Genomic DNA, 25,304 nt, shown 5'->3' on the forward strand with positions numbered 1-25,304 from the left:
TCCTCTGGCATGCCTGCAAGGTCGGATGGCTTGGGCACAGCGCCACCGCGCCTTAGTCCCGCCCTGCTGTGTCAGATCCTGAAACAAATGTGTAGCACTTGCTGCCTATGCTCAGGCCGCCAGAGCAAATTGTGGCGCACAGGTGCCGTTTCATCAATTTTGTTTCTGCAAAACCCCACCAGGGCAAATGGGGTTTGACTAGACCACCACCCCCGCGCGAAGGTGAGGGCAAAAAAAACAGGGAAAGACGGGACATAATGACCGGATCACGACATCACCAAGGGCAGCACTGAATGGCGCCTCTGCTCTCGGTAAAGGACCTTAGCATCGGCTTTGGCAAGGATGACTCTGTTGTGCGCGGGGTCAGTTTTGACGTCGCCCCCGGCGAGACATTGGCGCTGGTCGGTGAAAGCGGATCCGGCAAGACTGTGACCTGTCGCGCAGTTCTGCGCATTCTGCCAAAGGCAGCGCAAATCCGCAGTGGCAGCATCCAGTTTAACGATGGTGCCAGCTCCAAAGAACTGGTGCATCTCCCCGAGGCTGGAATGCGCGATCTGCGCGGCAACCAGATTGCCATGATCTTTCAGGAACCGATGCGATCCCTGTCGCCGCTGCACCGCATTGGCAATCAAGTGGCCGAGGTGCTGTGGCTGCATGGGCGCCAAAGCGAGGCCGAAGCAAAAAAGAAGGTGCTTGCCTGTTTTGAACGCGTCGGATTCCCCGATCCAGAACGCACCTACAGCTCTTATCCGTTTGAGCTGTCTGGCGGTATGCGGCAGCGCGCCATGATTGCCATGGCCATGGTGGCCAAGCCCAAGCTGTTGATCGCAGATGAGCCGACAACCGCGCTGGATGTGACAACCCAGGCGCAGGTTCTGGGGTTGATGAAGGAGCTGCAGCGCGACACGGGTATGGCGATGATCCTGGTCACCCATGATCTGGGCGTGGTGGCCAATATGGCCGAACAGGTCGTGGTCATGCACAAGGGGCGGGTGATGGAGGCCGGCGCCGCCGAGCCGCTGTTGTCCAGCCCAGCCCATGCCTACACCCAGGCGCTGATCAAGGCCGCGCCAAAAATTCCCGCAGCCGCAGCCCCCAAGGCCATGCCAGAACAAAAAGACCTGATCCTGGAGCTGAACGCGGTTTCAAAAACCTATAGCATGCGGGCCGGCAAAGGCTGGAAAGCCCCCAGCCTGATCTATGCCTGCCGCGGCATTGATCTGCAGCTGCCCCGTGGAAAAACCCTGGCCATCGTCGGTGAAAGCGGCTCAGGCAAAACCACAGCCGCGCGGATTGCCCTGGGGGCCGAACCGCCGGACGACGGCGGCGAAGTGCTGTTTCGCGCCACAGCCGGGGCCGACCCCATCGCAGTGCACAAGATGGATCGCACCGCCCGCACCGCCTTTCAGCGCGAGGCCCAGATGGTGTTTCAGGATCCCTACTCCTCGCTGAGCCCGAGAATGCGTATTCTGGACACCATGGTAGAACCCCTGGAAATCCACGGCATCGGCAACCGGGCTGAACGGCGTGAAAAGGCTGGCGACATGCTGCAAATGGTCGGCTTGAGCGAAGACATGCTGCAGCGCTATCCCCATGCCTTTTCCGGGGGACAACGCCAGCGTCTGTCGATTGCCCGCGCCCTGATGCTCAATCCGTCCCTGCTGGTCTGCGACGAGCCCACCTCGGCGCTGGATGTGTCGGTGCAGGAGCAAATTCTGCGCCTGTTGGAGCAAATTCGCGATCAAAAACAACTCTCCTATCTGTTCATCAGTCACGATCTGGCCGTGGTGGCGCGGATCGCCGACGAGGTCGCGGTGATGCGGCGTGGCTTGGTGGTCGAACAAGCGACCCCCGAAACCCTGTTTCACAATCCTCAGCACCCCTACACCAAGGCCCTGATTGCAGCCCAACCCGAGCCGGACATTCACCGCCCGATCAATCTGCAATTGGTGGCGCAGGGGGCCGGCCGCCCCGAGGATTGGCCCGAACACTTTAGATTCTCTGGCTCTGACGCGCCGCCGCTTGTGCCGCTCGAGCCCGGACACAAGGTACGCTGCCATGTTTAAAGCCACACAAAAACTTTTCACCCTCGCTTCTGCGGTGCTTGCTGCCAGCCTCTTGCTGCTGCCGCTGCCGGGGCATGCCGGGCCCAGTTTTGTCGAAAGCGGCTTCTGGAAACCAGAAGTTGACGCCGGCAATCTGCCCCCCATTTCTGAACGCTTGCCCCATGCGCCCTTGGTTGTGGATCTGGCAGCTAAGGGGCGCCAGTTTGGTGTGCAGGGCGGCACGCTCAACACCATGGTGACCCGCTCCAAAGACATCCGTCAAATGGTGGTCTACGGCTATGCCCGACTGGTGGGATATAGCGAAGACTACCAATTGCAACCCGATATTTTGCTGGGCTATGAAAACGAGGGGAACAAGCGCTACACCCTGCGGCTGCGTCCGGGCCATCGCTGGTCCAATGGGGATCCCTTTACCTCGGCTGATTTTGAATATTGGTGGAAAGACATCGCCAATAATCCGCTGCTGAGCCCCGCCGGGCCACCGGATTTTCTCTTTGCAGAGGGCAAGCTGCCCCAGGTCAGTTTCCCGGATGAGACCACCGTTATCTTTGAGTGGCAGGTGCCTCACCCGCAGTTCCTGCAAAACCTGGCTCAGGCGCGCCCCCCCTTCATCTACCGCCCTTCGGCCTACTTGAAACAATTCCACGCCGATTATGCCGATGCCGACACCCTGGCCGAAGAGGTGGACTATGCCCGGGTCAAAAGCTGGGCCGCCCTGCATAATAAATACGACAACATGTACAAGTTCGACAATCACGAGCTACCAACCCTGCAACCCTGGATGAATGCCACTGCCGGCAAACGCATCCGCCATCAATTTGTCCGCAATCCCTATTATCACCGGGTCGACAGCCGGGGCGTACAGCTTCCCTATATTGACACCGTCGAGATGGAGATCGTGGCCGGTGGTCTGGTCGCGGCCAAATCCAACGCAGGTCAGGCAGATTTGCAGGCCCGCGGCCTAGGCTTTCGTGACATCCCCATCCTGCGCAAGGGCGAAAACGACGGGGACACCTACAAGACCTACCTGTGGGGAACCGGCGCTGCATCGCAGATCGCCATCTATCCAAACCTGAACACCGCCGACCCGGTCTGGCGCAACACCCTGCGTGATGTGCGGGTGCGTCGAGCCCTGTCGCTGGCAATCAACCGGGCAGCCATCAACCGGGCGCTCTATTTCAAACTGGCCAAGCCCGGTGCAATGTCAGTGCTGGAACGAAGCCCTTTCTTTAGACCCGAATTCCGCGAGGCCTGGGCCTCTTTTGACCCTGAACAGGCAAACGAACTGCTGGATCAGGCCGGGCTTACAGAAAAGGACGGCTATGGCATTCGCCATCTGCCCGATGGGCGCCGCATGGAGCTGGTGGTCGAGACCGCAGGCGAACGTCAGGAAGTGGAAAATGCGCTACAGATCATCACCGACGACTGGAACGATATTGGCGTCAAGCTGATCATGCGGCCGCTGGATCGCGACATTCTGCGCAACCGGGTGTTTTCCGGCACCACCATGGCCTCGGTCTGGTACGGCTGGGACAATGGTCTACCGCAAAAACATACCTCTCCCGCTTTTCTTGCGCCCACCGATCAGGTGTTTTTGGCCTGGCCCAAATGGGGGCAGTATTACCAGACCGGTGGCGCCGCTGGCGAGGCACCGGACATGGAGCCCGCTCAGCGCCTGATGGAACTGCTGCATGAGTGGGAGCTGGCCGCCGACGACGCTGAACGGGCCGAAATCTGGCACCAAATGCTTTCGATCCACGCAGATCAGGTCTATGGCATTGGCATTGTCGCAGCGGCGCCGCAGCCGGTGGTGGTGTCAAACCGGCTACACAATGTACCCGAACAGGCCATCTGGGCCTGGGAACCCGGTGCCCATTTTGGCATCTATCGCCCCGACGAATTCTATTTTCAGGACGGTGAAGGCTGATGGAGATTCTGCGCTACGCCTTTTACCGGTTTGGCACCATGTTGCTGACGCTCTGGGTGGTCTCCATCCTGGTCTTTGTCATCATCAACCTGCCTCCCGGCGATTATCTCTCCAATCAGATCGCAGAGCTGCGCGCCAGCGGCCAGTCTGCCGGCGTTGCCAAGGCCGAATTCCTGCGCAGCGAATACGCGTTGGATAAACCCCTGTGGCAGCAGTATTTTATCTGGATTGGCTTCCTGCCCGGCCCGCATGGGTTTTCTGGTTTGGTGCAGGGCAATTTTGGCTGGTCCTTTGAATTTGACCGCCCGGTGGCGGAAATCGTCGGCGACAGTCTCTGGCTTACTGTTCTGGTCAACCTTGCGGCGGTGGTGTTTGTCTATGTGGTGGCTTTGCCACTGGGGGTTCTGGCGGCGGCGCGGGCGCGCAGCTGGGTCGATTATACCTCTGCGTTTATTGGCTATCTCGGCCTTGCCACACCAAATTTCCTGCTCGCCCTGATCCTGTTCTATTACGGGCACCGCTGGTTCAACCTGCCTATTGGTGGCTTGATGGACCCCGCCTTTGAGGGCGAGCCCATGGGATGGGAAAAAGTGAAATCCATTCTCATCCACCTGATTGTGCCGACCTTTGTCATCGGCACCTCCGGGGCCTCGGCAATGATGCAGCGGCTGCGCGCCAATATGCTGGATGAGCTGGGCAAACCCTATGTGGAAACCGCCGTGGCCAAGGGCATGGGCCCAGCCCGGATGCTGGCAAAATACCCTCTGCGGGTGGCCTTTAACCCCTTTGTCGCCGATATTGGCAACCTGCTGCCGGCGATGATTTCCGGCTCGGTTCTGGTCTCCGTTGTTCTGGGGCTGCAGACCATCGGCCCCACCCTGCTGACCGCGCTCAAGACCCAAGACATGTTTCTTTCCGGCTTTGTCTTGATGTTTGTCGCCCTGCTGACGCTGATTGGAACGATGATTTCAGACGTGCTGCTGGTCCTGCTGGATCCCCGCATTCGCTACGAGGGGCGTGACGCATGACCCAACTTCCTGACGGACGCTTTGTTGACGACGCGCCATATGATCCCCAGGCCTCCTTGCTGGAGCTGGAGCGCAAGGATCTGGATGCCCCCAACTGGGTACTGATCTGGCGCAAGTTCAAAACCCATAAGCTGGGGCTGATCTCGGGTGCCTTTCTGCTGATCTGCTATCTTTTGCTGCCTGTCATCGGCTTTATCGCCCCCTATGGCCCCAACCAACGGATGAGCGAAAACCTTTATTCGCCACCGCAGTCGATCAACTTCTTCCATGACGGCGAATTTATCGGCCCCTTCATCTATCCCATGACCTCCGAGGCGGATCTGGAGACCTTTCAATGGGTGTTCAAACCGGATCTGGAAAATCCGCTCAAGCTTGAGTTCTTTTGCCAGGCAGAGCGCTACAATATTGCCGGGCTGATCCCGTCAAACACCCATTTGTTCTGTGCACCCGAAGGGGCGACGCTGTTTCTTTGGGGCTCTGATCGGCTGGGGCGCGATATTTTCAGCCGCATTCTTTACGGCGCACAATTGTCGCTGACGGTTGGCCTCATCGGGATCTCGGTTTCCTTTGTGCTGGGCATCTTCTTTGGCTCGATTGCGGGCTATTTTGGCGGCAAGATTGACTGGGTGATCAACCGGGTGATCGAGGTCCTGCGCTCGCTGCCAGAGCTGCCCCTGTGGCTGGCCTTGTCGGCAGCGGTGCCGTCAAACTGGTCACCGGTGGCGGTGTTTTTCATCATCTCGGTGATCCTGGGCATTCTGGATTGGCCGGGGCTGGCACGGTCTGTGCGGGCCAAGTTCCTGTCGCTACGCGAAGAGGAATACGTCCGGGCGGCGGAAATGATGGGGGCCTCCTCTGGTCGGGTCATCCGCAAGCACCTGATCCCCAACTTCATGTCGCATCTGATTGCCTCTGCCACCCTGTCGATCCCGGCGATGATCCTGGGCGAGACGGCTCTGTCTTTCCTCGGCCTCGGGCTGCGGGCGCCGGCGGTCAGCTGGGGGGTGATGCTCAATGATGCGCAAAACCTTGCCTCAATCGAGATCTATCCCTGGACCGCCATTCCGATGCTGCCGATTGTCATCATCGTGCTGGCATTCAACTTCTTTGGCGATGGGCTGCGCGACAGTCTGGACCCCTATCAACAATGAGCCAGCTGCAAGACTTCCCCAGCCCCGAGAGCTATCAAACCACTGGCACGGGGCGCTATGACAGCGCCTATGCCGTCAGCGAGCTGGCCAATGCAAGCCTCGCCGCCGTTGGCCAGCAGCTGGCACTGCTGATGCAGGCGACAGGTCTCGGCTCCCACACCCAGCCGGTAACGGTGGATCAGCGCCTTGCCTCACTTTGGTTTGGCTACAGTTTCGCAGCCCAGGGCTGGGAGCTCCCCCGCCTGTGGGATCCGATTGCCGGCAACTACCGCTGCAAAGACGGTTGGATCCGGCTGCATACCAACCTGCCCCATCACCGCGCTGCCGCCCTTTTGGTTCTGGGCTGCGCCGAAGACCCCGCAGCCGTGACCGCAGCGGTCGCCACATGGGAGGGGGAAGCGCTTGAAACTGCGGTTGTCGCCCAGGGCGGTGTCGCTGCCTTTATGCGCAGCAGGGAGCAGTGGCTGGCGCACCCCCAGGGACAGGCCGTGCAACAAGAGCCGCTGATAAACTGGGTTGCACCGCGCCCCGTTCTGCTGCGCGACCGCCCCGAGGCAACCACCACGCGGCCTCTGACAGGTTTGCGCGTGCTAGATCTGACGCGGGTTCTCGCTGGCCCTATCGCCACCCGGACCTTGGCCGGTTTTGGCGCCGAGGTGCTGCGGATTGATCCGCCGGGCTGGGACGAACCAGGGGTGATCCAAGACATATCCCTGGGCAAATCCATGGCCAGTCTCGACCTGCGGGACAACGGGGGGCTGCAGCGGTTCAAAGACCTCTTGGCCCAGGCCGATGTTCTGGTACATGGCTATCGCCCTGGCGCGCTCGACGGGCTTGGACTGGACCTCGCCACCCGCGACCACATCGCCGCCAACCGGATAGAGGTCACACTTGATGCCTATGGCTGGACCGGCCCCTGGGCAGGACGGCGCGGGTTTGACAGCCTGGTACAGATGAGCGCTGGCATCGCGGACAGGGGCGCTCAATGGGCCGGGGCTGACAAGCCAACCCCGCTGCCCGTGCAGGCTCTGGACCATGCAACCGGCTATATGATGGCTGCCGCTGTGCTCAATGCTCTGACCACGGCGACCACAACCCAGCGCGCTGCCAGCGCCCGGCTGTCTCTCGCCCGCATGGCAGAGCAGCTGGCGCAGATACCGCAGCAGCTCACGGGGCCCAAGATTTCAGGCTCTCAGCCAGCAGACTACGCGCCCGAGATCGAAGACAGCACCTGGGGGCCGGCTTTGCGGCTGCGCCCCGCTTTGCAGGTTGGCGCCACCCAGATGCATTGGGACCGCCCCGCGCAGGCCTGCGGCAGCGCCCCCGCCCGCTGGTCTCTAACCTAAGGGCCAAGGGCACCTAAATACTAAGGACAGGGGGGCACTGCGTCACGTTTAAATCCTAGCACTCCAAGGCCGCTATCGCCCCCGCCGGGCCGCAGGCCCGGCGCCCGGCCCAACGCCAATCGAGGCGCGTCAGCGGATCGCATTGGGGGCGGGAGCCCCCCCTTCATATGGATAGACCAATCACGCAGGCCCCCTGGGGTTTGCACAGCACGGTCATGTTAAGGCGCCACGGACACCTCCAGGCAGCTCCAGTGGCTAGCGATCATCCCCCTCGCCGTTCACATCCAGGATGTCTTCATCAATCGCCGCCTGCACTGCGCCTGCCATGGCTTCTTTCTTATGCTGCGGCATATCCTCCACCTGATCCTCGGCCAATCGCACTGTGACCTCCCGATGGGCAAACTTGATGCCTTCGCGGGCGAAGAGCTCACGAATATCCTGATAGACTTTCTTGCGGACCAACCATTGGTCACCCGGTTTGGTCATAAATTTGACCCGGATGATCATCGCAGAATCCTGCATTTCAATCACCCCCTGCGACTTCAGGGGCTGCATGAAACTGTCACCGATGACCGGATCGCTCAGCAATTCCTGCCCAAGTTTCTTGATCAACTTGCGGACCTTTTCCACATCGGTGTCATAGGTCACCCGCAGCGGCAGTTTCATCATCACCCAATCGCGCGAATAATTGGTCAAGACCTTGATCTCGCCAAACGGAATAGTGTGCAGCGCACCCAAATGATGACGCAGCTGGAACGAGCGCACCGAGATTTTCTCTACCGTGCCTTTGACATCGCCAATGTCGATATACTCGCCCTTGCGAAAGGCATCATCCAGCAGGAAAAATGCCCCCGAAAAGATATCCCGCACCAGGGTTTGCGACCCAAAGCCAACGGCCAGACCGACCACACCAGCACCAGCAAACAGCGGGCTGACATTCACCCCCAGCTCCAGCAGTACAATCAGAATGATCGACACCACCACCACGGCCAGGATAACGCCGCGAAACAGCGGCAGAAGCGTGGCCAGACGACTGGCGCCGCCATGGCCACCTTCGTCCCCAAGCTCTGCCTCCGGCACGTCACCGACCTCATCATCAATCTTGCTGTCAATCCAGATCCGCGCAGTGTGATAGACAATATATCCCAAAAACAGGATGACAGTGACATCAAACGCCCGCTCGGCAGCAGTGGTTTTCATCCAGCTGGCTTCGGGGGCCCAAACCAGGACCAGCGAATAGGCGCCCACCAAAAAGGCAAGGATACCCGCCACCCGGCGCGCCAGTTCCTGAAAAGTCGAGAGCCTGTATCCCTGCCTCTGGGACATGGATTTGATCTCGTCCTCAGAGATTTCGGACAGCATGCCATCCGCGTTCCCCTCTTCGGAGCCCAGTACAGGCGCAGGGGCAAGCCCCTCTGGGAGACGGCGGCGATAGCTAACAGCCTCAATGCCGTAGTTGATGACCCCATAGACAACCAGAATGGAGGTCAGAACCATGTAGGTCCCAGCCATCAAGGGCACTGACATCTCCCGCTCCAACACCAGATCAAACGCCAGGTTCAACCAACCAAAGACGATATAAACGACCATGACGGGTGCCCAGGCCACCGACAAAACGCGCAGCAGCCAGGAGCAGTCTTCCTTGCTGCGCCCTGCCCGGATTGCGTTTGAAATAGCCCTGCCATTGAAGCCGATCAGGGCCAGACCGCCCAAGGCCCCAAGCAAAGCCAGAAAGCCAGAGACCAATGCGTAGACATTGTAGTTCAGCCCAAAATCGTGAACCCAGGTGGCAAAAATCAATGAAAAGACATCATAGGTCGCCAGTACAGAAGCCGAAAGATACAGCCGCCTGGCGTCGCTATCGGAAAACACCGGCATCCGATATTGGCTGAGATAGGGCGACAGCACCATCCGCCACAGGTCGGACACGATGCTGGCAACAAAAAACGCGGTATAGATCGCGGTCACGGTGAACTCGACGGAACTGTCGCCCGATGCACCAAAAATGATCAACGAGGCCAGCAAGGCAAAAACCATCGCAACGATGGTTCCCACTCCCCCCATAAAGAAGCGATAGACCAGAAAGGGCATTTTCTCGTAATAGCCTTCTGGTTCTGCCTTGATCCGGGCCACTACATAGCGTTTGGCGATGCGTTTGCCGTAGATCTCAACCGACAGCCAGCGCCCGATCAGCAGAAACAACAGGCTCCACCCCAGGACCTCGGCATAGGTGCGGATGCGCCCGTCCGGGCTGGTTTGGCGCAGGATGTATTTCATCTCAAAGATCGAATAGGGCAGCGCCTCAAGACGGCTGTTAAGCTCTTGGCGGAAAGCCTGAAACTCCGTCTGCGCCTTCATCAGCGACGAATGTCCTTCCATCGGCGAGGGGGCAACCTTGGTCGCCACAGGAGAGGGTGAGGTGACAGACCCATTGCCATCGACAATAATCACCCCAAGGCCACTTTCCGCCGCCAGCTCCACCGCCCGGGCCACCGGATCAGGGGCCGCATCCGCTGCATCCTGTGCAAGGCCTGCACCGGGGAGCACCACCGCGCAGACAAACAGCACGAGGCTGAAACAGAGTAACTGGGAAAATCTATGAATCATAACTGACGGGCTCCGCTCAAATGGTATTTTCACGGTAACGACAAGGCCCCCTCTCCACAATTGTAAGCAGCGGGTTTCACCACAAGAGAATTTGAACAGAGTGCAGAAACAGCACCCTCGCCCATGTCTCGCCTCAGTGTCGCAAACCGGTGTTCCGCCCCGGCTGCCCCCTGAAAAATTCAGTACAGACAGCGCCACAGCCCCGACGCGTTGCTGTGTCTGCTTGCGCCCAGGGAACGGCTGTCAGACGGCAAAGAGCTGTCACCTGCCTGCCATTTCGCCCAATTTCGGGAGTTTGAAAGGTTAACCCCCTTGATTTCGGCACTTTCCTATTGCACCACCCAAACTGTAGTACAGCTGCAGGCTAGCCAATGACTTCGACTAAAGATCTCTCGCTCGAGCAAAATGCCAAACAACGCGGCCCTCGGGTAATGCTGTATAGCCATGATACATTCGGGCTGGGTCACCTGCGCCGCTCCCGTGCCTTGGCAGGGGCGATTACTGCTGCAGATCCCTCCGCTTCGGCTCTGATCTTGACGGGGTCGCCGGTGGCGGGCCGTTTTGCCTTTCCCAGCCGTGTCGATCATATGCGCCTGCCTGGGGTGATCAAACGCTCTGACGGCAGCTATGCCTCACGCACCATGGGCATGAACATCGAAGAGACAACCAAATTGCGCAGTGGCTTGATCCGCTCCGTGGCAGAACAATATGTCCCGGATGTGTTGATCGTGGACAAAGAACCCACCGGCTTTCGTGGTGAACTGCTGCCGACGCTGAAACTGCTGGCAGAGCAGGCGCGGACAAAGCTGGTTCTGGGCCTGCGCGATGTGCTGGACGAGCCTGACGTCCTGGCCGCAGAATGGGCCCGCAAAGAGGCGGTTGAGGCCACCGAAAATTACTACGACGAAATTTGGGTCTATGGCCTGTCCACCATCTACGATCCAACCCAGGGGCTGGAGCTCAGCCCGGCCACACGGGCAAGGATGCACTGGACCGGCTATCTGCGGCGCGATCTCGGGGCCTGGGATGACCCGCCCGAGCAGCCATATGTGCTGATCACCCCCGGCGGTGGCGGCGACGGCGCCATGATGGTGGATCTGGTGTTGTCAGCCTATGAACAAGACCCAGCACTGTCACCACGCGCCGTGCTGGTCTACGGCCCTTTCCTCTCTGGCGAAACCCGCGAGGCCTTTGAGACCCGTGTTGCCGCTCTTGATGGCCGGGTTACCTCTGTGGGGTTTGAATCCCGTATTGAGACGCTGTTCTCCGGCGCCCAGGGCGTTGTCTGCATGGGCGGCTACAACACCTTCTGCGAGGTACTCTCCTTTGATAAACCGGCTGTTATCGTGCCCCGCACCACACCACGGTTGGAGCAATGGATCCGCGCCAGCCGGGCCGAGGAGCTGGGCCTGGTTTCCATGCTGGATGAAAAGCGCGATGGCTGGACGCCAAAGGCCATGAACAAGGCGATCCGCGCCTTGGCGACGCAAAAGCCACCCTCAGCCGCCTTCTCAGAAGGGTTACTGGATGGGCTGGACTGCGTCACCCGGCGGGTTGCCTCCCTATTGCACGACTTGCCGCGAAAGGCCGCTGAATGAGCACAGAGCACCCTTCCCTGGCGGTTTTGGTCAAAGGCTGGCCACGGCTCTCGGAAACCTTTATCGCCCAAGAGCTTGTCGCCCTGGAAGAGGCTGGCCTGGATTTTGAGATCTGGTCGCTGCGCCACCCCACCGATGTCAAACGCCATCCACTGCATGAGCGGTTGAAGGCAAAGGTGCGCTATCTGCCCGAATATCTGTATCAGGAACCTGACCGCGTCTGGGCCGCCCGCGCCGAGGCGCAGGCCTTGCCGGGCTATGCAGAGGCTTACCGCATCTGGCGTGCAGATCTGGCCCGCGATCCCAGCCGCAACCGCATCCGCCGCTTTGGCCAGGCCTGTGTTCTGGCCGCCGAAGCCCCCGCCGAGGTGCTGGGGCTCTACGCGCATTTCCTGCATACCCCCGCCTCTGTGGCGCGCTATGCCGCCATCATGCGCGGATTGCCCTGGAGCTTTTCGGCCCATGCCAAGGACATCTGGACCTCACCGGACTGGGAAATCAGCGAAAAACTATCAAGCCAGCATCACGGCGCAGCCTTTGGTGCCACCTGCACTGGCTTTGGTGCCCGCCATCTGCAACAAATGTCAGACGACCCAAGCCGCATTGATCTGATCTATCACGGGTTGGATCTGGCACGCTTCCCAGCCCCCCCCACCCGAGAGTGGCGGGCTGCGGGCGACCCTCTGAAGCTGATGTCGGTTGGCCGCCTGGTGGAGAAAAAGGGCTTTGACCGGCTGATTGCCGCTATGGCCTTGCTGCCGCAGGATCTGGACTGGCACTGGACCCATATTGGCGGCGGTGGTCTCAGTGACCTGTTGCAGGACATGGCTGAGGACGCCGGTATCGCGCAGCAAATTACCTGGCGGGGCGCCTGCGATCAGCCCGAAGTCATCGCGGCGATGCGCGACTCTGACCTGTTTGTCCTGCCCAGCCGGGTTGCGGCGGACGGGGATCGTGATGGGTTGCCCAATGTGCTGATGGAGGCGGCCTCGCAATTGCTGCCAATCCTGTCAACGCCAGTTTCTGCCATTCCCGAATTCATCGACAGCGGCACCCATGGGCTGCTCAGCAAGGATGACCCAAAGGCCCTGGCCGAGGCGATCCTGTCGCTGGCCCACAATCCCAAGATGGCGCAAGACATGGCCGAGGCCGCGCTGTTACGACTGCGGCGCGACTTTGGCATGGACCCCGGCATTGCCCAGCTGGTGACCCGGCTGGACACCATGCTGCAGGGCTCATGACCACCGCAGGCACCAAGCGGATCGCCTTTTATGCGCCGATGAAATCGCCGCGCCACCCTGTGCCTTCGGGCGATCGGGAAATGGCGCGCAACCTGATCGACATTATCGCCGCCGGTGGCGCCGAGGTTGATCTGGTGACCGAGCTGAAGGTTTTTGACAAGACTGGCGATGCGGCGCTTCAGGCGCTGCTACGGGACAAAGCCACCCAGGAGGTCCGTCGTCTCTGTGCCGAGATGCCCGCCGTGGATCTTTGGGTCACCTATCACAACTACTACAAGGCCCCTGATCTCATTGGTCCCCAGGTCGCGCGGACCCGCGGTATTCCCTATGTACAGATCGAAAGCACCCGGGCCTCCCGGCGCTTGACCGGCCCCTGGGCGGACTTTGCCCAGTCTGCCCATGCGGCCGCAGATGCCGCAGCGGTGATTTTCTATTTCACCGCCAATGACCTGATCACGCTGGACCGCGACAAACACCCCGACCAATCGCTGCACAGCCTGCCCCCGTTTCTGCCAGCCGCCAACCTGCCGCCTGCCAGCACATTGGATGGCCCCATGCTGAGTGTTGGCATGATGCGCCACGGGGATAAGCTCGCCTCCTATCAGATCATCGCAGACAGCCTGCGGGGGCTACAGGGCAACTGGCAGTTGCAGATCGCCGGGGATGGCCCCGCCCGGCCCGAGGTTGAGGCCCTGATGGCGCCCTTTGCCCAGCGTGTTACCTTTCTGGGCCAACTCTCCCGCACGGAACTGGCCAAGGCCTATGAACAGGCCAGTCTATTCTTTTGGCCCGGTGTCAATGAGGCCTTTGGCATGGTCTATCTCGAAGCGCAAAGCCACGGGGTTCCGGTGGTGGCGCAGGATCGCCCCGGCATGCGGGACATTCTGGCGCCCAGTAACCAGCCTGAGAACTATCCAGAGGTGTCCCTTGGCGCCGCAGCGCTAACCGCTAAACTGCAACAGCTGTTATCCAACCGAGGCCTGCGGCAGACCCTAGGCGCACAGGCCCGCGAGATGATCGCCGCCAACCATCTGGCCCCGGCGGCCAGCGCCCGGTTCTGGCGCGCCGTCACCCCCCTGCTTGAGGAACGCCCATGATCCGCCTTGCTCTTTTGCGCCATGGCCATACCGCCTGGAACCGCGCAGGCCAGATCCAGGGCCGCAGCGATATCCCCCTCGACGCCCCGGCCCGTGCAGAGCTGGGCGAATTTGCCCTGCCCAGCCCCTGGGATCAGGCCGCGCTTTGGTCCAGCCCGCTGGCGCGGGCGGTGGAAACAGCCCAGCTGGTCACAGGCAAAACCCCGCGAACCGCCGCCAACCTGACAGAAATGTTCTGGGGCGACTGGGAGGGCAAGAAGGGCCTGGAGCTGAAGGCGGCCCCAAACAGTGGCTTTCGCGATATAGAACACTGGGGCTGGGACTACCGCCCGCCCGGCGGCGAGAGCCCCGCCGAGGTCTGGATGCGGATCAAACCCTGGCTGACCAGCCTGGAGCACGACACGGTTGCGGTCTGCCATATCGGCATCATGCGGATGATCCTGGCGCAGGCCTATCAGTGGAATTTCGACGGCCCCGCCCCCTTTCGCATCAAACGCAACCGGCTTTTTGTTATTGAGCTGGACGGCGAGGATCTGTCCCCCTGGGCCGAACCTGTGCGCCTGTTGAAACGGCCCACCCCATGAAGGTCATGATCGTCGTCACCCATCTGCTTGGCACCGGGCATCTGTCGCGGGCGCTGACCCTGGGGCGCGCCTTTCAGGCTGCCGGCGATAGGGTGCAGATCGTCTCGGGCGGCTTCCCCGCGCCGCAGCTCGCCACCAGTGACATAGATCTGCTGCAACTGCCTGCCTTGCGCTCGGACGGGGTGAATTTTACCCAGCTTCTGACCCCCGGCGGAGCGCTGGCGGATGAGCGGTATTATCACCAGCGCCAGTCGGCCCTGTGTCAGGCCCTGCAACACCTGCAGCCAGATCTGCTGATCACCGAGCTATATCCCTTTGGCCGTCGTTCTCTGCGTCATGAATTTCGCGCCCTGCTGCAGGCAGCCAAGGTGCTACCCAAGCCGCCAAAAATCCTTGCCTCGATCCGCGATATTCTGGCGCCGCCCTCAAAGCCGGAAAAAGCCGTCAAAGCAGATGCGGTGATCGCAGAGTTCTATGACGCTGTTCTGGTGCATTCCGACCCAAAGGCCACCCGGCTGGAGCTGAGCTGGCCGGTCTCTGACATGCTGGCCGCCAAATTGCAATACACAGGATTTGTCGCCCCGGCCGCCGCCGGGCCACATCCTGCGGCCGAGGGCAGTGGCGAGATACTGGTCAGTGCTGGCGGCGGCAGTGTTGGCGATGAAATCTATCAGACAGCCCTGCAGGCGGCGCGGTTGATGCCCGACACCCCCTGGCGCCTGCTGGTGGGCGGCAGTGATGCCAAAGCCCGGATTGAAAACCTGTCCCAAACCCCTTCGCCAGCGATACTGGAGCCCGCCCGCCCGGACTTTCGCCAGATGCTTACCCATGTGGCGGCCTCGGTCAGCATGTGCGGCTACAATACCGCGCTGGATCTGTTGCAGGCAGAAACACCTGCCGTGCTGATCCCCTTTGATGCCGGCAAAGAAGTAGAACAAAGCCTGCGCGCCCACAGCCTGACGCCGCTGGCAGGCTTTGAGGCTTTGCGCACCGCAGAACTGACCCCGGAGCGCCTGATTGCAGCCGTCAAAAAGGCGCGTTGCGCGCCGCGCCGCTCAGCCGATCAGTTTCAGTTTGACGGCGCCCGACGTGCGGTAGAGATTGCCCATGATCTGGCCAAAGCACAGGTATGAGCACGGAAATGAGCACAGCTATGACCGCCGATTGGGGCCCGCTTGATGCCGAACTGGCCAAATGGCAGGCCAAAGGCCTGCAGCTGCCCCTGTGGTGGCGCGACGACGATGCCATTGCGCCAACCACGCAATTGGACCAGCTGAGCGCACTGTCACAAAACCTCGGCCTACCAGTCCATCTGGCGGTGATCCCCGAGACGGCGCAACCTGCGCTGGCCTCCTATGTGGCGCAGCATCCTCAACTCATTCCCGTTGTGCACGGCTGGGCCCACCAGAACCAGGCGCCCGAGGGTCAAAAGAAATGTGAATTCCCGGACCAGCGCCCGACGCAGGTGGCACTTGGCGAGATACAGCAGGGGCTGGCCCGCTTGCAGGCGCTGTTTGGCCCCCGGCTGCTGCCGATGTTTGTGCCGCCCTGGAACCGGATTGCCCCGGATCTGGTGCCCGCGCTCGCGGATCTGGGCTTTGCCACCCTGTCGACCTTTACCCCGCGCCCAAGCCCCCTGGCTGCGCCGGGGCTGGCGCAGATCAATACCCATCTGGACCCAATCGACTGGAAAGGCAGCCGATCACTGGCCGCGCCGGAACGATTGATCGCGCAGATCTGCGACCAGCTGCGCGCGCGCCGCAAAGGCATGGCAGACACCCGCGAGCCCTATGGTATCCTCACCCACCACCTGGTGCATGATGCGGCCATCTGGGAGTTCACCGAGGTGCTGATAGCGCGCCTGATGCAGGGGCCGGGACAGGTCTGGAAATTTGACACAAAGGACGATCTGAAATGAGCCGATTGGATTCTATGCTGCGCCGCTTTACCGCCCAGCGCGACGGGCTGAACTGGGCTGCGGCAGAAATCGCCGGGGTTGCCGGCGATGTGCTGGACATGGGGTTGGGCAATGGCCGCACCTATGACCACCTGCGGGAAATCCTGCCCGACCGCCGGGTCTGGGTCATTGACCGAGTCCTGCAATGTCATCCCTCTTGTGTGCCCCCCGAAGCGGACTTTCTGCAGGGCGAGGCGGTTCCGATGCTGGAACGTCTCAAATCCGAAGGCCACAAAATTGTCCTGGCCCACTATGACTTCGGCTTTGGAGTCAAGGAACAGGATGTGGCAGAGGCCGCCGCCATGTCGCCGGTGATCGCCTCTGTCATGGCCAAGGGTGGCATCGTGGTGTCAGGTCAGCCGCTGGTTGGGTTTGAAGAACTCAAAGGCCCCGAAGGCATCCCCGAAGGGCGTTACCTGTTTTATCGCGCCTGAGCTCCGCTGAAACAAAATTTCGACCAGGCTTATCTCCCTGAATCTCGTTCACTGAAAGGCATCTGTGTCTCATAGACGCGCATATCCGAAATGTCAGCTTTGCGGACGAAGTGTGAGTTCGCTGCGGCTGCGCCAATGACTGCTTTCAGAAAGTGTTTGTAAACGGTCGTTTCTGAGTTTCAATTCTTTAGAGAACGAGAACATCAATAATCTGGAAAATGCATCTTATCTAAGATCCTGTTCGGACCCAGCGGCCAATTCGCAAGCTTCCGAGCGCCAGAAAAACAAACACCCCGACTGCAAGAAATCCGAAAACCGGGATAGCCATCACTCTGATGGCGTATTCTTTGGCATCAGTTATTGCAGCATCTCTCAGATATGGGCGCATCTCATCGAGAAACTCTTCTGGAGCTTGTGCGTTGTTGCATAGAACAATACCCCAGTGGAGGATGTAGCGCGGCACGTCTTGCGGCCAAGCTCTTCTGGTGTCGATAGAGCTGACGCCGCAATGCTCCACCCGAGAACGAAGCGACATATCGAAATGCCAACTCTTGTCTGCCTTCTCCTCCGCGGTTCGCGTATCAGGCAAGAAGGGAAAGGCAGCTCTTGAGTTTGGCACCCTTTCAGTTACGGCAACGGTTTTGATAATATGGCCAGGTGGGTCCTCTGTGTAGCGCCAAACTGATGCAGCACAACCGATGATCAGCGCCGCAACAGCAAGCCCTCGTGCTCGCGGTGTCCTTAGTTTAAACATCGTGAACCTTTTCTTTAATAGGCCGTTTCCAAAATGCTCCATTGCTGAACAATCGTAAAGTACGTCGATTGATGCTGCCACGAACCACATTCCAACCCCAAGCAATTGTTTGGGCTTCTAGCTGTCACCTTTCATCCGCCATTCGCTGCGAAGCAGAATTCTTGCTGTATGGGCTCACAGCGGCCAAATTACGTCTTCTCTGCCGACTCTGCTGCACCCCCAGCAAAACCATCCCCCTTCAGTTCAGATCGGATACCACACAGACCTGCATCAAATTAGATTGCAGATCCGCGTGACACTTGCCCAACTTAGGCCACCCGTTGCCCCCGCGCCCAGGTTCCGCGCAGCGCCGGGGTGTTGTCGATCAGCTTGAACCGGATCAGATCCGCCCGTTTGCCGACCTCAATGCGACCACGGTCAGACAGCTCAACCGCATCCGCTGGTGCCTGGGTGACAGTAGACAGCCCCCGTGCCATATCACCCCAGATCTCGCCCAGCTTGACCGCCGACATCAACAGCGCGGCCGGTACGTAGTCTGACGAGATGATATCCAGCAGTTCCAGATCAGCCAGCTCCCGCGCCGCCACATTACCGGAATGCGAGCCGCCCCGTATCAGGTTGGGGGCCCCCATCATCACCTTAATGCCATGGCTGTGGCAGGCCCGTGCCGCCTCGACTGTGGTGGGGAATTCGGCCAGATGGATGCCATGCTGGGCCGAGGTGGCCACCTGCTCTGCTGTGGTGTCGTCATGGCTGGCCAGCACCGCGCCAAAGCGGCGGGCAGCTTTGACCGCCTCGACCTCATGCAGATCCCCATGGCTGTCGCGCAGGGCTTTCAGATGGGCGACATGCGCCGCAAACTCTGCGTCGTTAAACCCGTGCTTGCCTTTGACATAGGCCTCCAGCTTGGAAATGTCACGAAACTGGCGCTGCCCCGGCGTGTGATCCATCAAAGAGACCAGGCCAACCCGGTCCGCCTCGCCAAACTCTGCCAGCTCTTCGACCAAAGTATCCGAACAGACCTCTGCCCGCAGGTGCAGGAAATGTGAGATCTTCAGCGCATCTGCTGCCCGCAGCTCCAGAAGCTCATTCGCCAACCCCCGCGCATAAGAGCCATAGCGGCTCTCTTTGCGGCTGACCGACCCGACCCTCATGGCGTCAAAAACGGTGGTGATCCCGGTGCCTGCCAGTTCCGCATCATGGGCCATGATGGCAGCCGCATGGGGCCAGTCAACCGAGGGACGCGGCTGGATATGGCGCTCCAGATTATCCGTGTGCAATTCAACCAGACCGGGGCAAAGATAGTCGCCCTCACAGTCCACTGCGCCCTGGGGTACAGAAGTCCCCTCAGCAATATCCGCAATCTCTCCGCCCAGGAGTTTAACCTGGCCGCGCAGTGTTTCACTGGGCAGCACAAGGGTGGCATTGGCAAGGATCATTTCATCTGTCATCAGGGCTTCACGTCTTTCGAGCTATAGGAATGGCCACGTATAGGAGGCCAATGTGACATTCACGCGATATGCGATCTATTACGCGCCCCCGGCCGCAGCCGATTGGAGCGTCTTTGCAACCCAGTGGCTGGGCTGGGATATGGCGGCTGGGCAGGTCGCTGCCCAACCGGAAATTTCTGGCCTGGATCTGGCGGGCATCACTGCAGTGCCGCGTAAATACGGACTGCATGCAACGCTGAAGCCGCCGATGCGGCTGGCCGAGGGCTACAGCCTGACCGACCTGCAACAGGCCTGCACGACCCTGGCGGCCAGCCAGGCTCCGGTCGTGTTGGAGGGGCTGCATCTGGCCCGCCTGGGGCGTTTTCTGGCTCTGCGTGTCAGCGGCGATGAAACCGCCCTTGGCAGGCTTGCGGCGGCCTGCGTCCGGGATCTGGACGGCTTGCGTGCGCCCGCGCCGCAGACCGAGCTGGAAAAGCGCCGTGCGGCGGGGCTCACCCCTGCGCAGGAGGCCAATCTGGTGACCTGGGGCTATCCTTACGTGCTGGAGCAGTTCCGCTTTCACCTCACCCTTACTGGCAAGCTTCCCAAAGCGGAGCTGCCGGCTGTAGAGGCCGCCCTTGAGGCACATTTGATGCCCTTGTTGCCCCGGCCATTGGCGATCAGCGATATCGCACTTGTGGGCGAAGACAGCGATGGCAGCTTTCATCTGATCCACCGCTACGCCCTCTCTGGCACAGCGGTAGAATAGATCGCCGCACGTGCCGCTGCGACCGCCTGTTGCAGATCTCCACTGTTGTCGATCTGGTGCAGCCGCCGTAGCCCCGCAGGCAGCGGCTGGCGAGCGCGAGCAAGGCGACGTTGAACCTCGGCGCTGTCCTCGCGCCCGCGCTGTGTCAACCGTTCTGCCAGAACCTCCGGGCGGGCGGTTACAGAAAGAACAATGAAATCGCCAAAAACCTCTTGCGCCTGAAGCAACACCGCACGCGAGAGATTGACCAGCACGCCCCTGCCCGCAGCCCGCAGCGCCTCGATCTGATGCGGGATGCCATAGTGCAGCCCATGGGCAGGCCAATGCAGGGCAAAATGCCCATCCGCCACCAGCTTGCTGAAGGCGCTTTCGCTCACCGCATCGTAGTCCTCGCCGCCGGCCTCTGGCGCGCGGGTCACCACCCGGCGCATCAGGCAGAGGTTTTGGTCCCCAGCAGCCAGGGCCTCCATCAGACTGTCCTTGCCCACGCCCGAAGGCCCAACGACAGCGATCACCGGCCCCATTGCAGAGGTTTCTGTCATGCTGCCACCTGCGGCGAAAACGCCGAGACATCGATAAAGCTGTCGCAGACCTGATCGCGGGCAGCCTCATCATGGAAAATGCCGATAATGGCCGCCCCGCGTGACTTGGCGCCCTCGATGAGCCGCAGAACCGTGGCGCGGTTCTTGGCATCCAGACTGGCAGTGGGCTCATCCAGCAGCAGCGCCGGATAGTCATAGGCAAAGCCCCGGGCAATGTTCACCCGCTGCTGCTCGCCGCCGGAAAAGGTTGTCGGGCTCAACGACCAGAGCCGCTCTGGAATATTCAGCTCTGCCAACAGACTGGCGGCCTTATCCCGCGCGGCCTCAATCGGAGTGCCAACCGCCAACAGCGGCTCGGCCACCACATCGAGTGCCGCCACCCGGGGCACCACCCGAAGGAACTGACTGACATAGCCCAGGGTGTCACGGCGCAGAGCGATGATCTGGCGCGGCTCGGCCTGAGCCACATCCAGATCCCCCACCATGACCCGCCCCGAGGCCGCCAGGTAGTTGCCATAGATCACGCGCATCAGGGTGGATTTCCCCGCCCCCGAAGCCCCAACCAATCCGACACATTCCCCAGCAGCGACGGCCAGGTTGACCCGCTCCATCACCGGGATCACCGCGCTGCCCTGGTTGTGCAGGGTGAAGCTCTTGCTCACATTTTCAAGTTCAATCATCGTCTTTATCCTTCAGACCTGCAGCACCGAGGAAACCAAGAGCTGGGTATAGGCATGTTGTGGGTCATCCAGCACCTGATCGGTGAGGCCACTTTCAACCACATGACCATCCTTCATCACCATCAGCCGATCAGCCAGCAGGCGCACAACGGCCAGATCATGGGTGACGATAATGGCGCTCAGCCCCATTTCGCGCACCAGGCTGCGCAGCAGATCCAGCAGCCGTGCCTGCACCGACACGTCCAGACCACCTGTGGGTTCATCCATAAACACCAGCCGCGGACCGGTGACCAGATTGCGGGCAATTTGCAGCCGCTGCTGCATACCGCCGGAAAAGGCCGAGGGCCGGTCATCAATACGACTGTCGCTGATCTCCACCCGGCCCAGCCAGTCGGCAGCCTGGGTGCGGATCTCGCCATAGTGACGCCCGCCCACTGCCATCAGCCGCTCGCCAATATTGCCGCCAGCCGAAACCGACATGCGCAGCCCATCACGGGCATGCTGATGCACAAAGGCCCAGTCGGTGCGGCCCAGCATGCGGCGCTCTGGCTCTGACATTTTCAACGTGTCCACCGGTCCATCGGCGCGGGTGTCAAAAACCACTTCGCCGCGATCCGGCGGGTGATGGCCTGCCATGGCATTCAACAGCGTCGATTTGCCAGACCCGCTTTCGCCAACGATGCCCATGACCTCACCGGGGTAGAGATCAAAGCTGACATCCTTGCAGCCAATGCGGGGTCCGTACATTTTTGTCAGGGCGTTCACCTGCAACAGCGGGGTCATCTCCTGGTCTCCTGTCTGAGAGCTCATCACGCAGCCTCCCCTTCGGTTTCGCCCAAACGCCCCACATGGCCCTCGGCGCGCCGTGCGCGGCAGTAATCGGTGTCAGAGCAGACAAACATTCGACTGCCCGCATCATCCAGGATCACCTCATCCAAATAGCTGTCCTCTGAATTGCAGAGATCACAGGGATGATCAGCTTTGGTGGCTTCAAAGGGGTAGTCTTCAAAATCGAGGCTGACCACACGTGTATAGGGCGGCACCGCGTAGATCCGCTGCTCGCGCCCTGCGCCAAACAGCTGGATCGCTGCCATCTCCAGCTTTGGGTTATCGAATTTTGGAATAGGCGAAGGGTCCATCACATAGCGGTCTTCGACCTTGACCGGATAGGCATAGGAGGTGGCAATATCGCCGTGCTGGCTGATGTCCTCATATAGTTTCACATGCATGAGGCCATATTCCTCAAGACTGTGCATCTTGCGCGTTTCCGTCTCGCGCGGTTCCAAAAAGCGCAGCGGTTCCGGGATTGGCACCTGATAGACCAGGATCTGATCCTCGGTGAGCTCGGCCTCAGGGATCCGGTGGCGGGTCTGGATAACGCTGGCCTTGGTGGTTTCCTCAGTGGTGGCGACCCCGGCGGTGCGTTCAAAGAACTTGCGGATCGACACCGCATTGGTGGTGTCATCGGCCCCCTGGTCGATCACCTTGAGCGTATCATCCGGCGTCAGCGTCGCCGCTGAGACCTGCACGCCGCCGGTGCCCCAGCCATATGGCATCGGCATTTCACGGCTGGCAAAGGGCACCTGATAGCCCGGCACGGCCAGACCTTTCAAAATGGCCCGGCGGATCATCCGCTTGGTTTGTTCGTCCAAATAGGCAAAGTTGTAGTCAGACATGATATGCCCTTTCCCCAGCTGATTTTTCCCAAAGGAGATTTGAGATATGACGTCCAATGAACTGCTTGGCACCGTCTTGGGTATCGCCATTGTTGTGGTGGTTATTGGTTTGATCTTGGCGGCCATGTTCTACCGCCCGAAAGCGCATAAGAAACTGCGCAGCCGATCGACATTCACTCATGGCATTGATGATGCTTCCGTCGATGGAGACGGGAGAGGCGACTGATCTCATTCCGCCGCCTCCTGTGCGGCCATCTGATCCGCCAGCTCCTGCGCCTCGCGGCGCAGTTTGCGCACCAGTTCCAGCTCTGACTGGAAATCCACGTAATGCGGCAGCTTGATGTGCTCCAGGAAACCCGTCGCCTGGATATTGTCGGAGTGGCTAAGGACAAATTCCTCATCCTGCGCGGCAGCACCTAGGTTGTCTTCGCCCAGCTCCTCCCAGCGCAACGCCCGGTCGACCAGCGCCATGGCGATGCTTTTACGCTCTGACTGGCCAAAGACCAGACCATAGCCACGGGTGAACTGCGGCGGCACGGTTTTGGAACCCTTAAACTGGTTCACCGTCTCACATTCGGTCAGCTCCACCTCGCCGATCTCAATGGCAAAACCCAGCTCGGGGATCTCCATCTCCACCGGCACCTTGCCGATGCGCAGCTCGCCAACAAAGGCATGGTTGCGCGCATAACCGCGCTGGGTGGAATAGGCCATGCCGAGGATAAAGCCCTCATCGCCGCGTGCCAGCGACTGCAGGCGCACAGCGCGCCCCGCCGGAAAGCTCATCGGTTCGCGGGTCAGATCACCGGGCACGGTATCTGAGCTTGGCTCGCGCTCGATGATATCCTCCCCCTGCAGGAACTCGGTGATATGCGGGGTTGTTTCCATACGCGGCGGCGCGGTTGCGGCCTCGGGCGTCTCACCATCTGCGGCCAGTTTGAAATCCAGCAGGCGATGGGTGTAGTCAAAGGTTGGCCCCAGCACCTGCCCACCAGGTGCATCCTTGAAGGTGGCAGAGATGCGGCGATCACAGGCCATGACACCGGTATCCACCGCTTCGCTATAGCCAAAGCGCGGCAAGGTGGTGCGATAGGCGCGGATCAGAAAGATCGCCTCGATCAGATCCCCGCGCGACTGTTTGATCGCCAGCGCTGCCAGATCCGGATCATAAAGCGAGCCCTCGGCCATGACGCGATTGACGGCGAGGCTCATCTGTTCGCGGATCTGGGCCAGACTGAGTTCCGCAACACCGGTATCACCGCGACGCTCTTCTGCGAGCCAGGCATGGGCATTGTCGATGGCGCGCTCGCCACCCTTTACGGCTACATACATCGGGTCAATCCTTTGCCAATATGGTGGTCGAACGCGGCAGCGCCGCCAGTTGCGCCGCACAGGTAAAGAAGAAATCCACCCCCAGCGGGAACTGCGCTGCATTGCCCTGGCAGGCCACCACATCCGGCAGCGCTAAATGGCTCTGCTCCTTGATGCCCGGACCGGACAGGGTGGCATTCGCAGCGGAAAAATCCGCCAGTTCGACAATCAGAGTGGCCGAGCGATCCGGGTATTCCGGCGTGCCGATCCGATATTGCGACAGCGGCATCAGCGCCCCCCAGCTGCCCAGGGCAAAATCCGCCCGATCAGCCGGCACAAAGGGCGCACCGGTGTGAAAGGCCAGCCAGGATCGCAGCGCAGGGCTGTCGACATCTGGTGCCAGGTAGACGCCCGTTTCCGGGTCACATAGCGTCAGCAACAGACAACCAGCAGCCGCAGAAATACCCGCAGGCGGCTCTGCGCCGGTGATGTCCTGAACAGTGCCGGGACGGGCCATGGCGTTCATCGCCGCGCGAAAGGCATTTGCCGCATCCACGGGCGGCGTGGCAAAGCCACCGCCGTAGCTGTTGGTTTCGATATCTAGGGACATCAATCCTCTCCCCGAACCATTGTGAAAAATTCGACCTTGGTGGCAGCGGCCTTGGCTGCGCGCGCTTCTTTGCGCGATTGCTGCGCCTGCTGCAGCGGCTCCAACACCGCCTGGCGCAGATCATCTGCCACTTTGGTCTGCATCAAGGCATCCACCTTGGCGGCGATCTCGGCCTTGGGTTTTGAGCGCCCCTGCACATAGGCATGGCCTACGGTGCCATCCGCCAGCGTCAACGCACAGCGCGTCACCGTCATTTCGCCCAGGTTAAAAGGTGCGCCGCCGCCGCCCATGCGGCCCCGCACCATCACCCCCCCCGCTTCTGGGGGTCGCAGCCAATCAAACGCGGGGTCGTGATCAAAGCCCCCCCACAATTGGCTAAGCTCACGTTCATCTGCCTGGGCCAAAAGGCTCATCCAGGTCTTGCGCGCCGTGGCGGAAATTTCTGTCTTCATCTGTCAGAGCCTCTTGGCCAGCTTGTCTACATGTTCTATACAACTAG

24 protein-coding genes are annotated in these 25,304 nt (G+C 60.5%); 14 read left to right on the forward strand and 10 right to left on the reverse strand.

Annotation, left to right across the window (positions count from 1 at the left end; translation table 11 throughout):
• The first annotated feature begins 293 nt into the window (after window positions 1-293).
• From JZI28_RS14900 to JZI28_RS14920, 5 genes are read left to right on the forward strand one after another with little or no spacing between them, the layout of a single operon-like run.
• Complete coding sequence (locus JZI28_RS14900; protein WP_375698118.1) at window positions 294-2,066, forward strand: dipeptide ABC transporter ATP-binding protein; 1,773 nt, start codon at window positions 294-296, stop codon at window positions 2,064-2,066.
• The gene (locus JZI28_RS14905) at window positions 2,059-3,993 is read left to right on the forward strand and encodes an ABC transporter substrate-binding protein (protein ID WP_375698119.1); all 1,935 of its coding nucleotides are present in this window, start codon (window positions 2,059-2,061) and stop codon (window positions 3,991-3,993) included. Before JZI28_RS14900 ends, JZI28_RS14905 begins: the two co-directional genes overlap by 8 nt.
• The gene (locus JZI28_RS14910; RefSeq protein WP_375698120.1) at window positions 3,993-5,021 is read left to right on the forward strand and encodes an ABC transporter permease; all 1,029 of its coding nucleotides are present in this window, start codon (window positions 3,993-3,995) and stop codon (window positions 5,019-5,021) included. Before JZI28_RS14905 ends, JZI28_RS14910 begins: the two co-directional genes overlap by 1 nt.
• On the forward strand, window positions 5,018-6,172 hold the full coding sequence (locus JZI28_RS14915) for an ABC transporter permease (protein ID WP_375698121.1): 1,155 nt from the start codon (window positions 5,018-5,020) through the stop codon (window positions 6,170-6,172). Before JZI28_RS14910 ends, JZI28_RS14915 begins: the two co-directional genes overlap by 4 nt.
• A complete protein-coding gene (locus tag JZI28_RS14920; RefSeq protein ID WP_375698122.1) occupies window positions 6,169-7,518 on the forward strand; it encodes a CoA transferase in 1,350 nt (449 codons plus the stop codon). Before JZI28_RS14915 ends, JZI28_RS14920 begins: the two co-directional genes overlap by 4 nt.
• A gap of 255 nt (window positions 7,519-7,773) precedes the next feature.
• Here JZI28_RS14920 and JZI28_RS14925 read toward each other — a convergent pair whose 3' ends face one another.
• Window positions 7,774-10,125 carry a mechanosensitive ion channel domain-containing protein gene (locus tag JZI28_RS14925; protein ID WP_375698123.1) on the reverse strand — a complete coding sequence of 784 codons (2,352 nt, stop codon included), beginning with the start codon at window positions 10,123-10,125 and terminating at the stop codon, window positions 7,774-7,776.
• A 371-nt stretch (window positions 10,126-10,496) separates the two neighbouring features.
• Between JZI28_RS14925 and JZI28_RS14930 the strand changes: the two genes are divergently transcribed.
• The 7 genes from JZI28_RS14930 to JZI28_RS14960 are packed head-to-tail and all read left to right on the forward strand — an operon-like array spanning window position 10,497 to window position 17,036.
• On the forward strand, window positions 10,497-11,723 hold the full coding sequence (locus tag JZI28_RS14930; protein WP_375698124.1) for a glycosyltransferase family protein: 1,227 nt from the start codon (window positions 10,497-10,499) through the stop codon (window positions 11,721-11,723).
• Window positions 11,720-12,964, forward strand: a complete 1,245-nt coding sequence (locus tag JZI28_RS14935) for a glycosyltransferase family 4 protein (RefSeq protein WP_375698125.1) — start codon at window positions 11,720-11,722, stop codon at window positions 12,962-12,964. The genes JZI28_RS14930 and JZI28_RS14935 overlap by 4 nt, the downstream gene beginning before the upstream one ends.
• Window positions 12,961-14,061 (forward strand): glycosyltransferase family 4 protein, encoded by a 1,101-nt coding sequence (locus JZI28_RS14940; RefSeq protein ID WP_375698126.1) that lies wholly within the window; start codon window positions 12,961-12,963, stop codon window positions 14,059-14,061. Before JZI28_RS14935 ends, JZI28_RS14940 begins: the two co-directional genes overlap by 4 nt.
• The gene (locus JZI28_RS14945) at window positions 14,058-14,645 is read left to right on the forward strand and encodes a histidine phosphatase family protein (protein WP_375698127.1); all 588 of its coding nucleotides are present in this window, start codon (window positions 14,058-14,060) and stop codon (window positions 14,643-14,645) included. The genes JZI28_RS14940 and JZI28_RS14945 overlap by 4 nt, the downstream gene beginning before the upstream one ends.
• Window positions 14,642-15,778 carry a glycosyltransferase family protein gene (locus tag JZI28_RS14950; RefSeq protein ID WP_375698128.1) on the forward strand — a complete coding sequence of 379 codons (1,137 nt, stop codon included), beginning with the start codon at window positions 14,642-14,644 and terminating at the stop codon, window positions 15,776-15,778. The genes JZI28_RS14945 and JZI28_RS14950 overlap by 4 nt, the downstream gene beginning before the upstream one ends.
• A 20-nt stretch (window positions 15,779-15,798) precedes the next feature.
• Window positions 15,799-16,563 carry a polysaccharide deacetylase family protein gene (locus JZI28_RS14955; protein ID WP_375700109.1) on the forward strand — a complete coding sequence of 255 codons (765 nt, stop codon included), beginning with the start codon at window positions 15,799-15,801 and terminating at the stop codon, window positions 16,561-16,563.
• A complete protein-coding gene (locus JZI28_RS14960) occupies window positions 16,560-17,036 on the forward strand; it encodes a class I SAM-dependent methyltransferase (RefSeq protein WP_297341609.1) in 477 nt (158 codons plus the stop codon). The genes JZI28_RS14955 and JZI28_RS14960 overlap by 4 nt, the downstream gene beginning before the upstream one ends.
• Before the next feature lie 229 nt (window positions 17,037-17,265).
• Here JZI28_RS14960 and JZI28_RS14965 read toward each other — a convergent pair whose 3' ends face one another.
• On the reverse strand, window positions 17,266-17,871 hold the full coding sequence (locus JZI28_RS14965; RefSeq protein WP_375698129.1) for a hypothetical protein: 606 nt from the start codon (window positions 17,869-17,871) through the stop codon (window positions 17,266-17,268).
• Between the two features lie 227 nt (window positions 17,872-18,098).
• Window positions 18,099-19,241 carry an alpha-D-ribose 1-methylphosphonate 5-triphosphate diphosphatase gene (locus JZI28_RS14970; protein ID WP_375698130.1) on the reverse strand — a complete coding sequence of 381 codons (1,143 nt, stop codon included), beginning with the start codon at window positions 19,239-19,241 and terminating at the stop codon, window positions 18,099-18,101.
• Between the two features lie 52 nt (window positions 19,242-19,293).
• Between JZI28_RS14970 and JZI28_RS14975 the strand changes: the two genes are divergently transcribed.
• The gene (locus tag JZI28_RS14975; protein ID WP_375698131.1) at window positions 19,294-19,989 is read left to right on the forward strand and encodes a DUF1045 domain-containing protein; all 696 of its coding nucleotides are present in this window, start codon (window positions 19,294-19,296) and stop codon (window positions 19,987-19,989) included.
• On the opposite strand, the gene phnN is transcribed toward JZI28_RS14975, so the two are convergent.
• The 4 genes from phnN to JZI28_RS14995 are packed head-to-tail and all read right to left on the reverse strand — an operon-like array spanning window position 19,959 to window position 22,887.
• Complete coding sequence (gene phnN, locus JZI28_RS14980; RefSeq protein WP_375698132.1) at window positions 19,959-20,531, reverse strand: phosphonate metabolism protein/1,5-bisphosphokinase (PRPP-forming) PhnN; 573 nt, start codon at window positions 20,529-20,531, stop codon at window positions 19,959-19,961. The two genes, JZI28_RS14975 and phnN, sit on opposite strands and share 31 nt — an antisense overlap.
• The gene (gene phnL / locus JZI28_RS14985) at window positions 20,528-21,211 is read right to left on the reverse strand and encodes a phosphonate C-P lyase system protein PhnL (protein WP_353400185.1); all 684 of its coding nucleotides are present in this window, start codon (window positions 21,209-21,211) and stop codon (window positions 20,528-20,530) included. Before phnL ends, phnN begins: the two co-directional genes overlap by 4 nt.
• A gap of 12 nt (window positions 21,212-21,223) precedes the next feature.
• Window positions 21,224-21,994: a phosphonate C-P lyase system protein PhnK gene (gene phnK / locus JZI28_RS14990; RefSeq protein WP_295452167.1), complete on the reverse strand. Its 771-nt coding sequence runs from the start codon at window positions 21,992-21,994 to the stop codon at window positions 21,224-21,226.
• A 26-nt stretch (window positions 21,995-22,020) separates the two neighbouring features.
• A complete protein-coding gene (locus tag JZI28_RS14995; RefSeq protein WP_295452089.1) occupies window positions 22,021-22,887 on the reverse strand; it encodes an alpha-D-ribose 1-methylphosphonate 5-phosphate C-P-lyase PhnJ in 867 nt (288 codons plus the stop codon).
• Window positions 22,888-22,933: 46 nt separating this feature from the next.
• Between JZI28_RS14995 and JZI28_RS15000 the strand changes: the two genes are divergently transcribed.
• Window positions 22,934-23,113 carry a hypothetical protein gene (locus JZI28_RS15000; protein ID WP_375698133.1) on the forward strand — a complete coding sequence of 60 codons (180 nt, stop codon included), beginning with the start codon at window positions 22,934-22,936 and terminating at the stop codon, window positions 23,111-23,113.
• 2 nt (window positions 23,114-23,115) lie between these two features.
• Here the strand turns inward: JZI28_RS15000 and JZI28_RS15005 are convergent, their stop codons facing one another.
• The 3 genes from JZI28_RS15005 to phnG are packed head-to-tail and all read right to left on the reverse strand — an operon-like array spanning window position 23,116 to window position 25,257.
• Window positions 23,116-24,216 (reverse strand): carbon-phosphorus lyase complex subunit PhnI, encoded by a 1,101-nt coding sequence (locus tag JZI28_RS15005; protein ID WP_375698134.1) that lies wholly within the window; start codon window positions 24,214-24,216, stop codon window positions 23,116-23,118.
• Between the two features lie 4 nt (window positions 24,217-24,220).
• Window positions 24,221-24,805: a phosphonate C-P lyase system protein PhnH gene (gene phnH, locus JZI28_RS15010; protein ID WP_375698135.1), complete on the reverse strand. Its 585-nt coding sequence runs from the start codon at window positions 24,803-24,805 to the stop codon at window positions 24,221-24,223.
• A complete protein-coding gene (gene phnG / locus JZI28_RS15015) occupies window positions 24,805-25,257 on the reverse strand; it encodes a phosphonate C-P lyase system protein PhnG (protein ID WP_295452082.1) in 453 nt (150 codons plus the stop codon). Before phnG ends, phnH begins: the two co-directional genes overlap by 1 nt.
• Between the last annotated feature and the right edge of the window lie 47 nt (window positions 25,258-25,304).

The organism is Pseudophaeobacter sp. TrK17 (assembly GCF_042192375.1).
GTDB lineage: Bacteria > Pseudomonadota > Alphaproteobacteria > Rhodobacterales > Rhodobacteraceae > Pseudophaeobacter.

Bases quoted from the DNA above. Each gene is read 5' to 3' on its own strand.
- JZI28_RS14900 (WP_375698118.1), top strand. From the start codon at position 294: ATGGCGCCTCTGCTCTCGGTAAAGGACCTTAGCATCGGCTTTGGCAAG.
- JZI28_RS14905 (WP_375698119.1), top strand. From the start codon at position 2,059: ATGTTTAAAGCCACACAAAAACTTTTCACCCTCGCTTCTGCGGTGCTT.
- JZI28_RS14910 (WP_375698120.1), top strand. From the start codon at position 3,993: ATGGAGATTCTGCGCTACGCCTTTTACCGGTTTGGCACCATGTTGCTG.
- JZI28_RS14915 (WP_375698121.1), top strand. From the start codon at position 5,018: ATGACCCAACTTCCTGACGGACGCTTTGTTGACGACGCGCCATATGAT.
- JZI28_RS14920 (WP_375698122.1), top strand. From the start codon at position 6,169: ATGAGCCAGCTGCAAGACTTCCCCAGCCCCGAGAGCTATCAAACCACT.
- JZI28_RS14925 (WP_375698123.1), bottom strand. From the start codon at position 10,125: ATGATTCATAGATTTTCCCAGTTACTCTGTTTCAGCCTCGTGCTGTTT.
- JZI28_RS14930 (WP_375698124.1), top strand. From the start codon at position 10,497: ATGACTTCGACTAAAGATCTCTCGCTCGAGCAAAATGCCAAACAACGC.
- JZI28_RS14935 (WP_375698125.1), top strand. From the start codon at position 11,720: ATGAGCACAGAGCACCCTTCCCTGGCGGTTTTGGTCAAAGGCTGGCCA.
- JZI28_RS14940 (WP_375698126.1), top strand. From the start codon at position 12,961: ATGACCACCGCAGGCACCAAGCGGATCGCCTTTTATGCGCCGATGAAA.
- JZI28_RS14945 (WP_375698127.1), top strand. From the start codon at position 14,058: ATGATCCGCCTTGCTCTTTTGCGCCATGGCCATACCGCCTGGAACCGC.
- JZI28_RS14950 (WP_375698128.1), top strand. From the start codon at position 14,642: ATGAAGGTCATGATCGTCGTCACCCATCTGCTTGGCACCGGGCATCTG.
- JZI28_RS14955 (WP_375700109.1), top strand. From the start codon at position 15,799: ATGACCGCCGATTGGGGCCCGCTTGATGCCGAACTGGCCAAATGGCAG.
- JZI28_RS14960 (WP_297341609.1), top strand. From the start codon at position 16,560: ATGAGCCGATTGGATTCTATGCTGCGCCGCTTTACCGCCCAGCGCGAC.
- JZI28_RS14970 (WP_375698130.1), bottom strand. From the start codon at position 19,241: ATGACAGATGAAATGATCCTTGCCAATGCCACCCTTGTGCTGCCCAGT.
- phnN (WP_375698132.1), bottom strand. From the start codon at position 20,531: ATGACAGAAACCTCTGCAATGGGGCCGGTGATCGCTGTCGTTGGGCCT.
- phnL (WP_353400185.1), bottom strand. From the start codon at position 21,211: ATGATTGAACTTGAAAATGTGAGCAAGAGCTTCACCCTGCACAACCAG.
- phnK (WP_295452167.1), bottom strand. From the start codon at position 21,994: ATGACCCCGCTGTTGCAGGTGAACGCCCTGACAAAAATGTACGGACCC.
- JZI28_RS14995 (WP_295452089.1), bottom strand. From the start codon at position 22,887: ATGTCTGACTACAACTTTGCCTATTTGGACGAACAAACCAAGCGGATG.
- JZI28_RS15000 (WP_375698133.1), top strand. From the start codon at position 22,934: ATGACGTCCAATGAACTGCTTGGCACCGTCTTGGGTATCGCCATTGTT.
- JZI28_RS15005 (WP_375698134.1), bottom strand. From the start codon at position 24,216: ATGTATGTAGCCGTAAAGGGTGGCGAGCGCGCCATCGACAATGCCCAT.
- phnH (WP_375698135.1), bottom strand. From the start codon at position 24,805: ATGTCCCTAGATATCGAAACCAACAGCTACGGCGGTGGCTTTGCCACG.
- phnG (WP_295452082.1), bottom strand. From the start codon at position 25,257: ATGAAGACAGAAATTTCCGCCACGGCGCGCAAGACCTGGATGAGCCTT.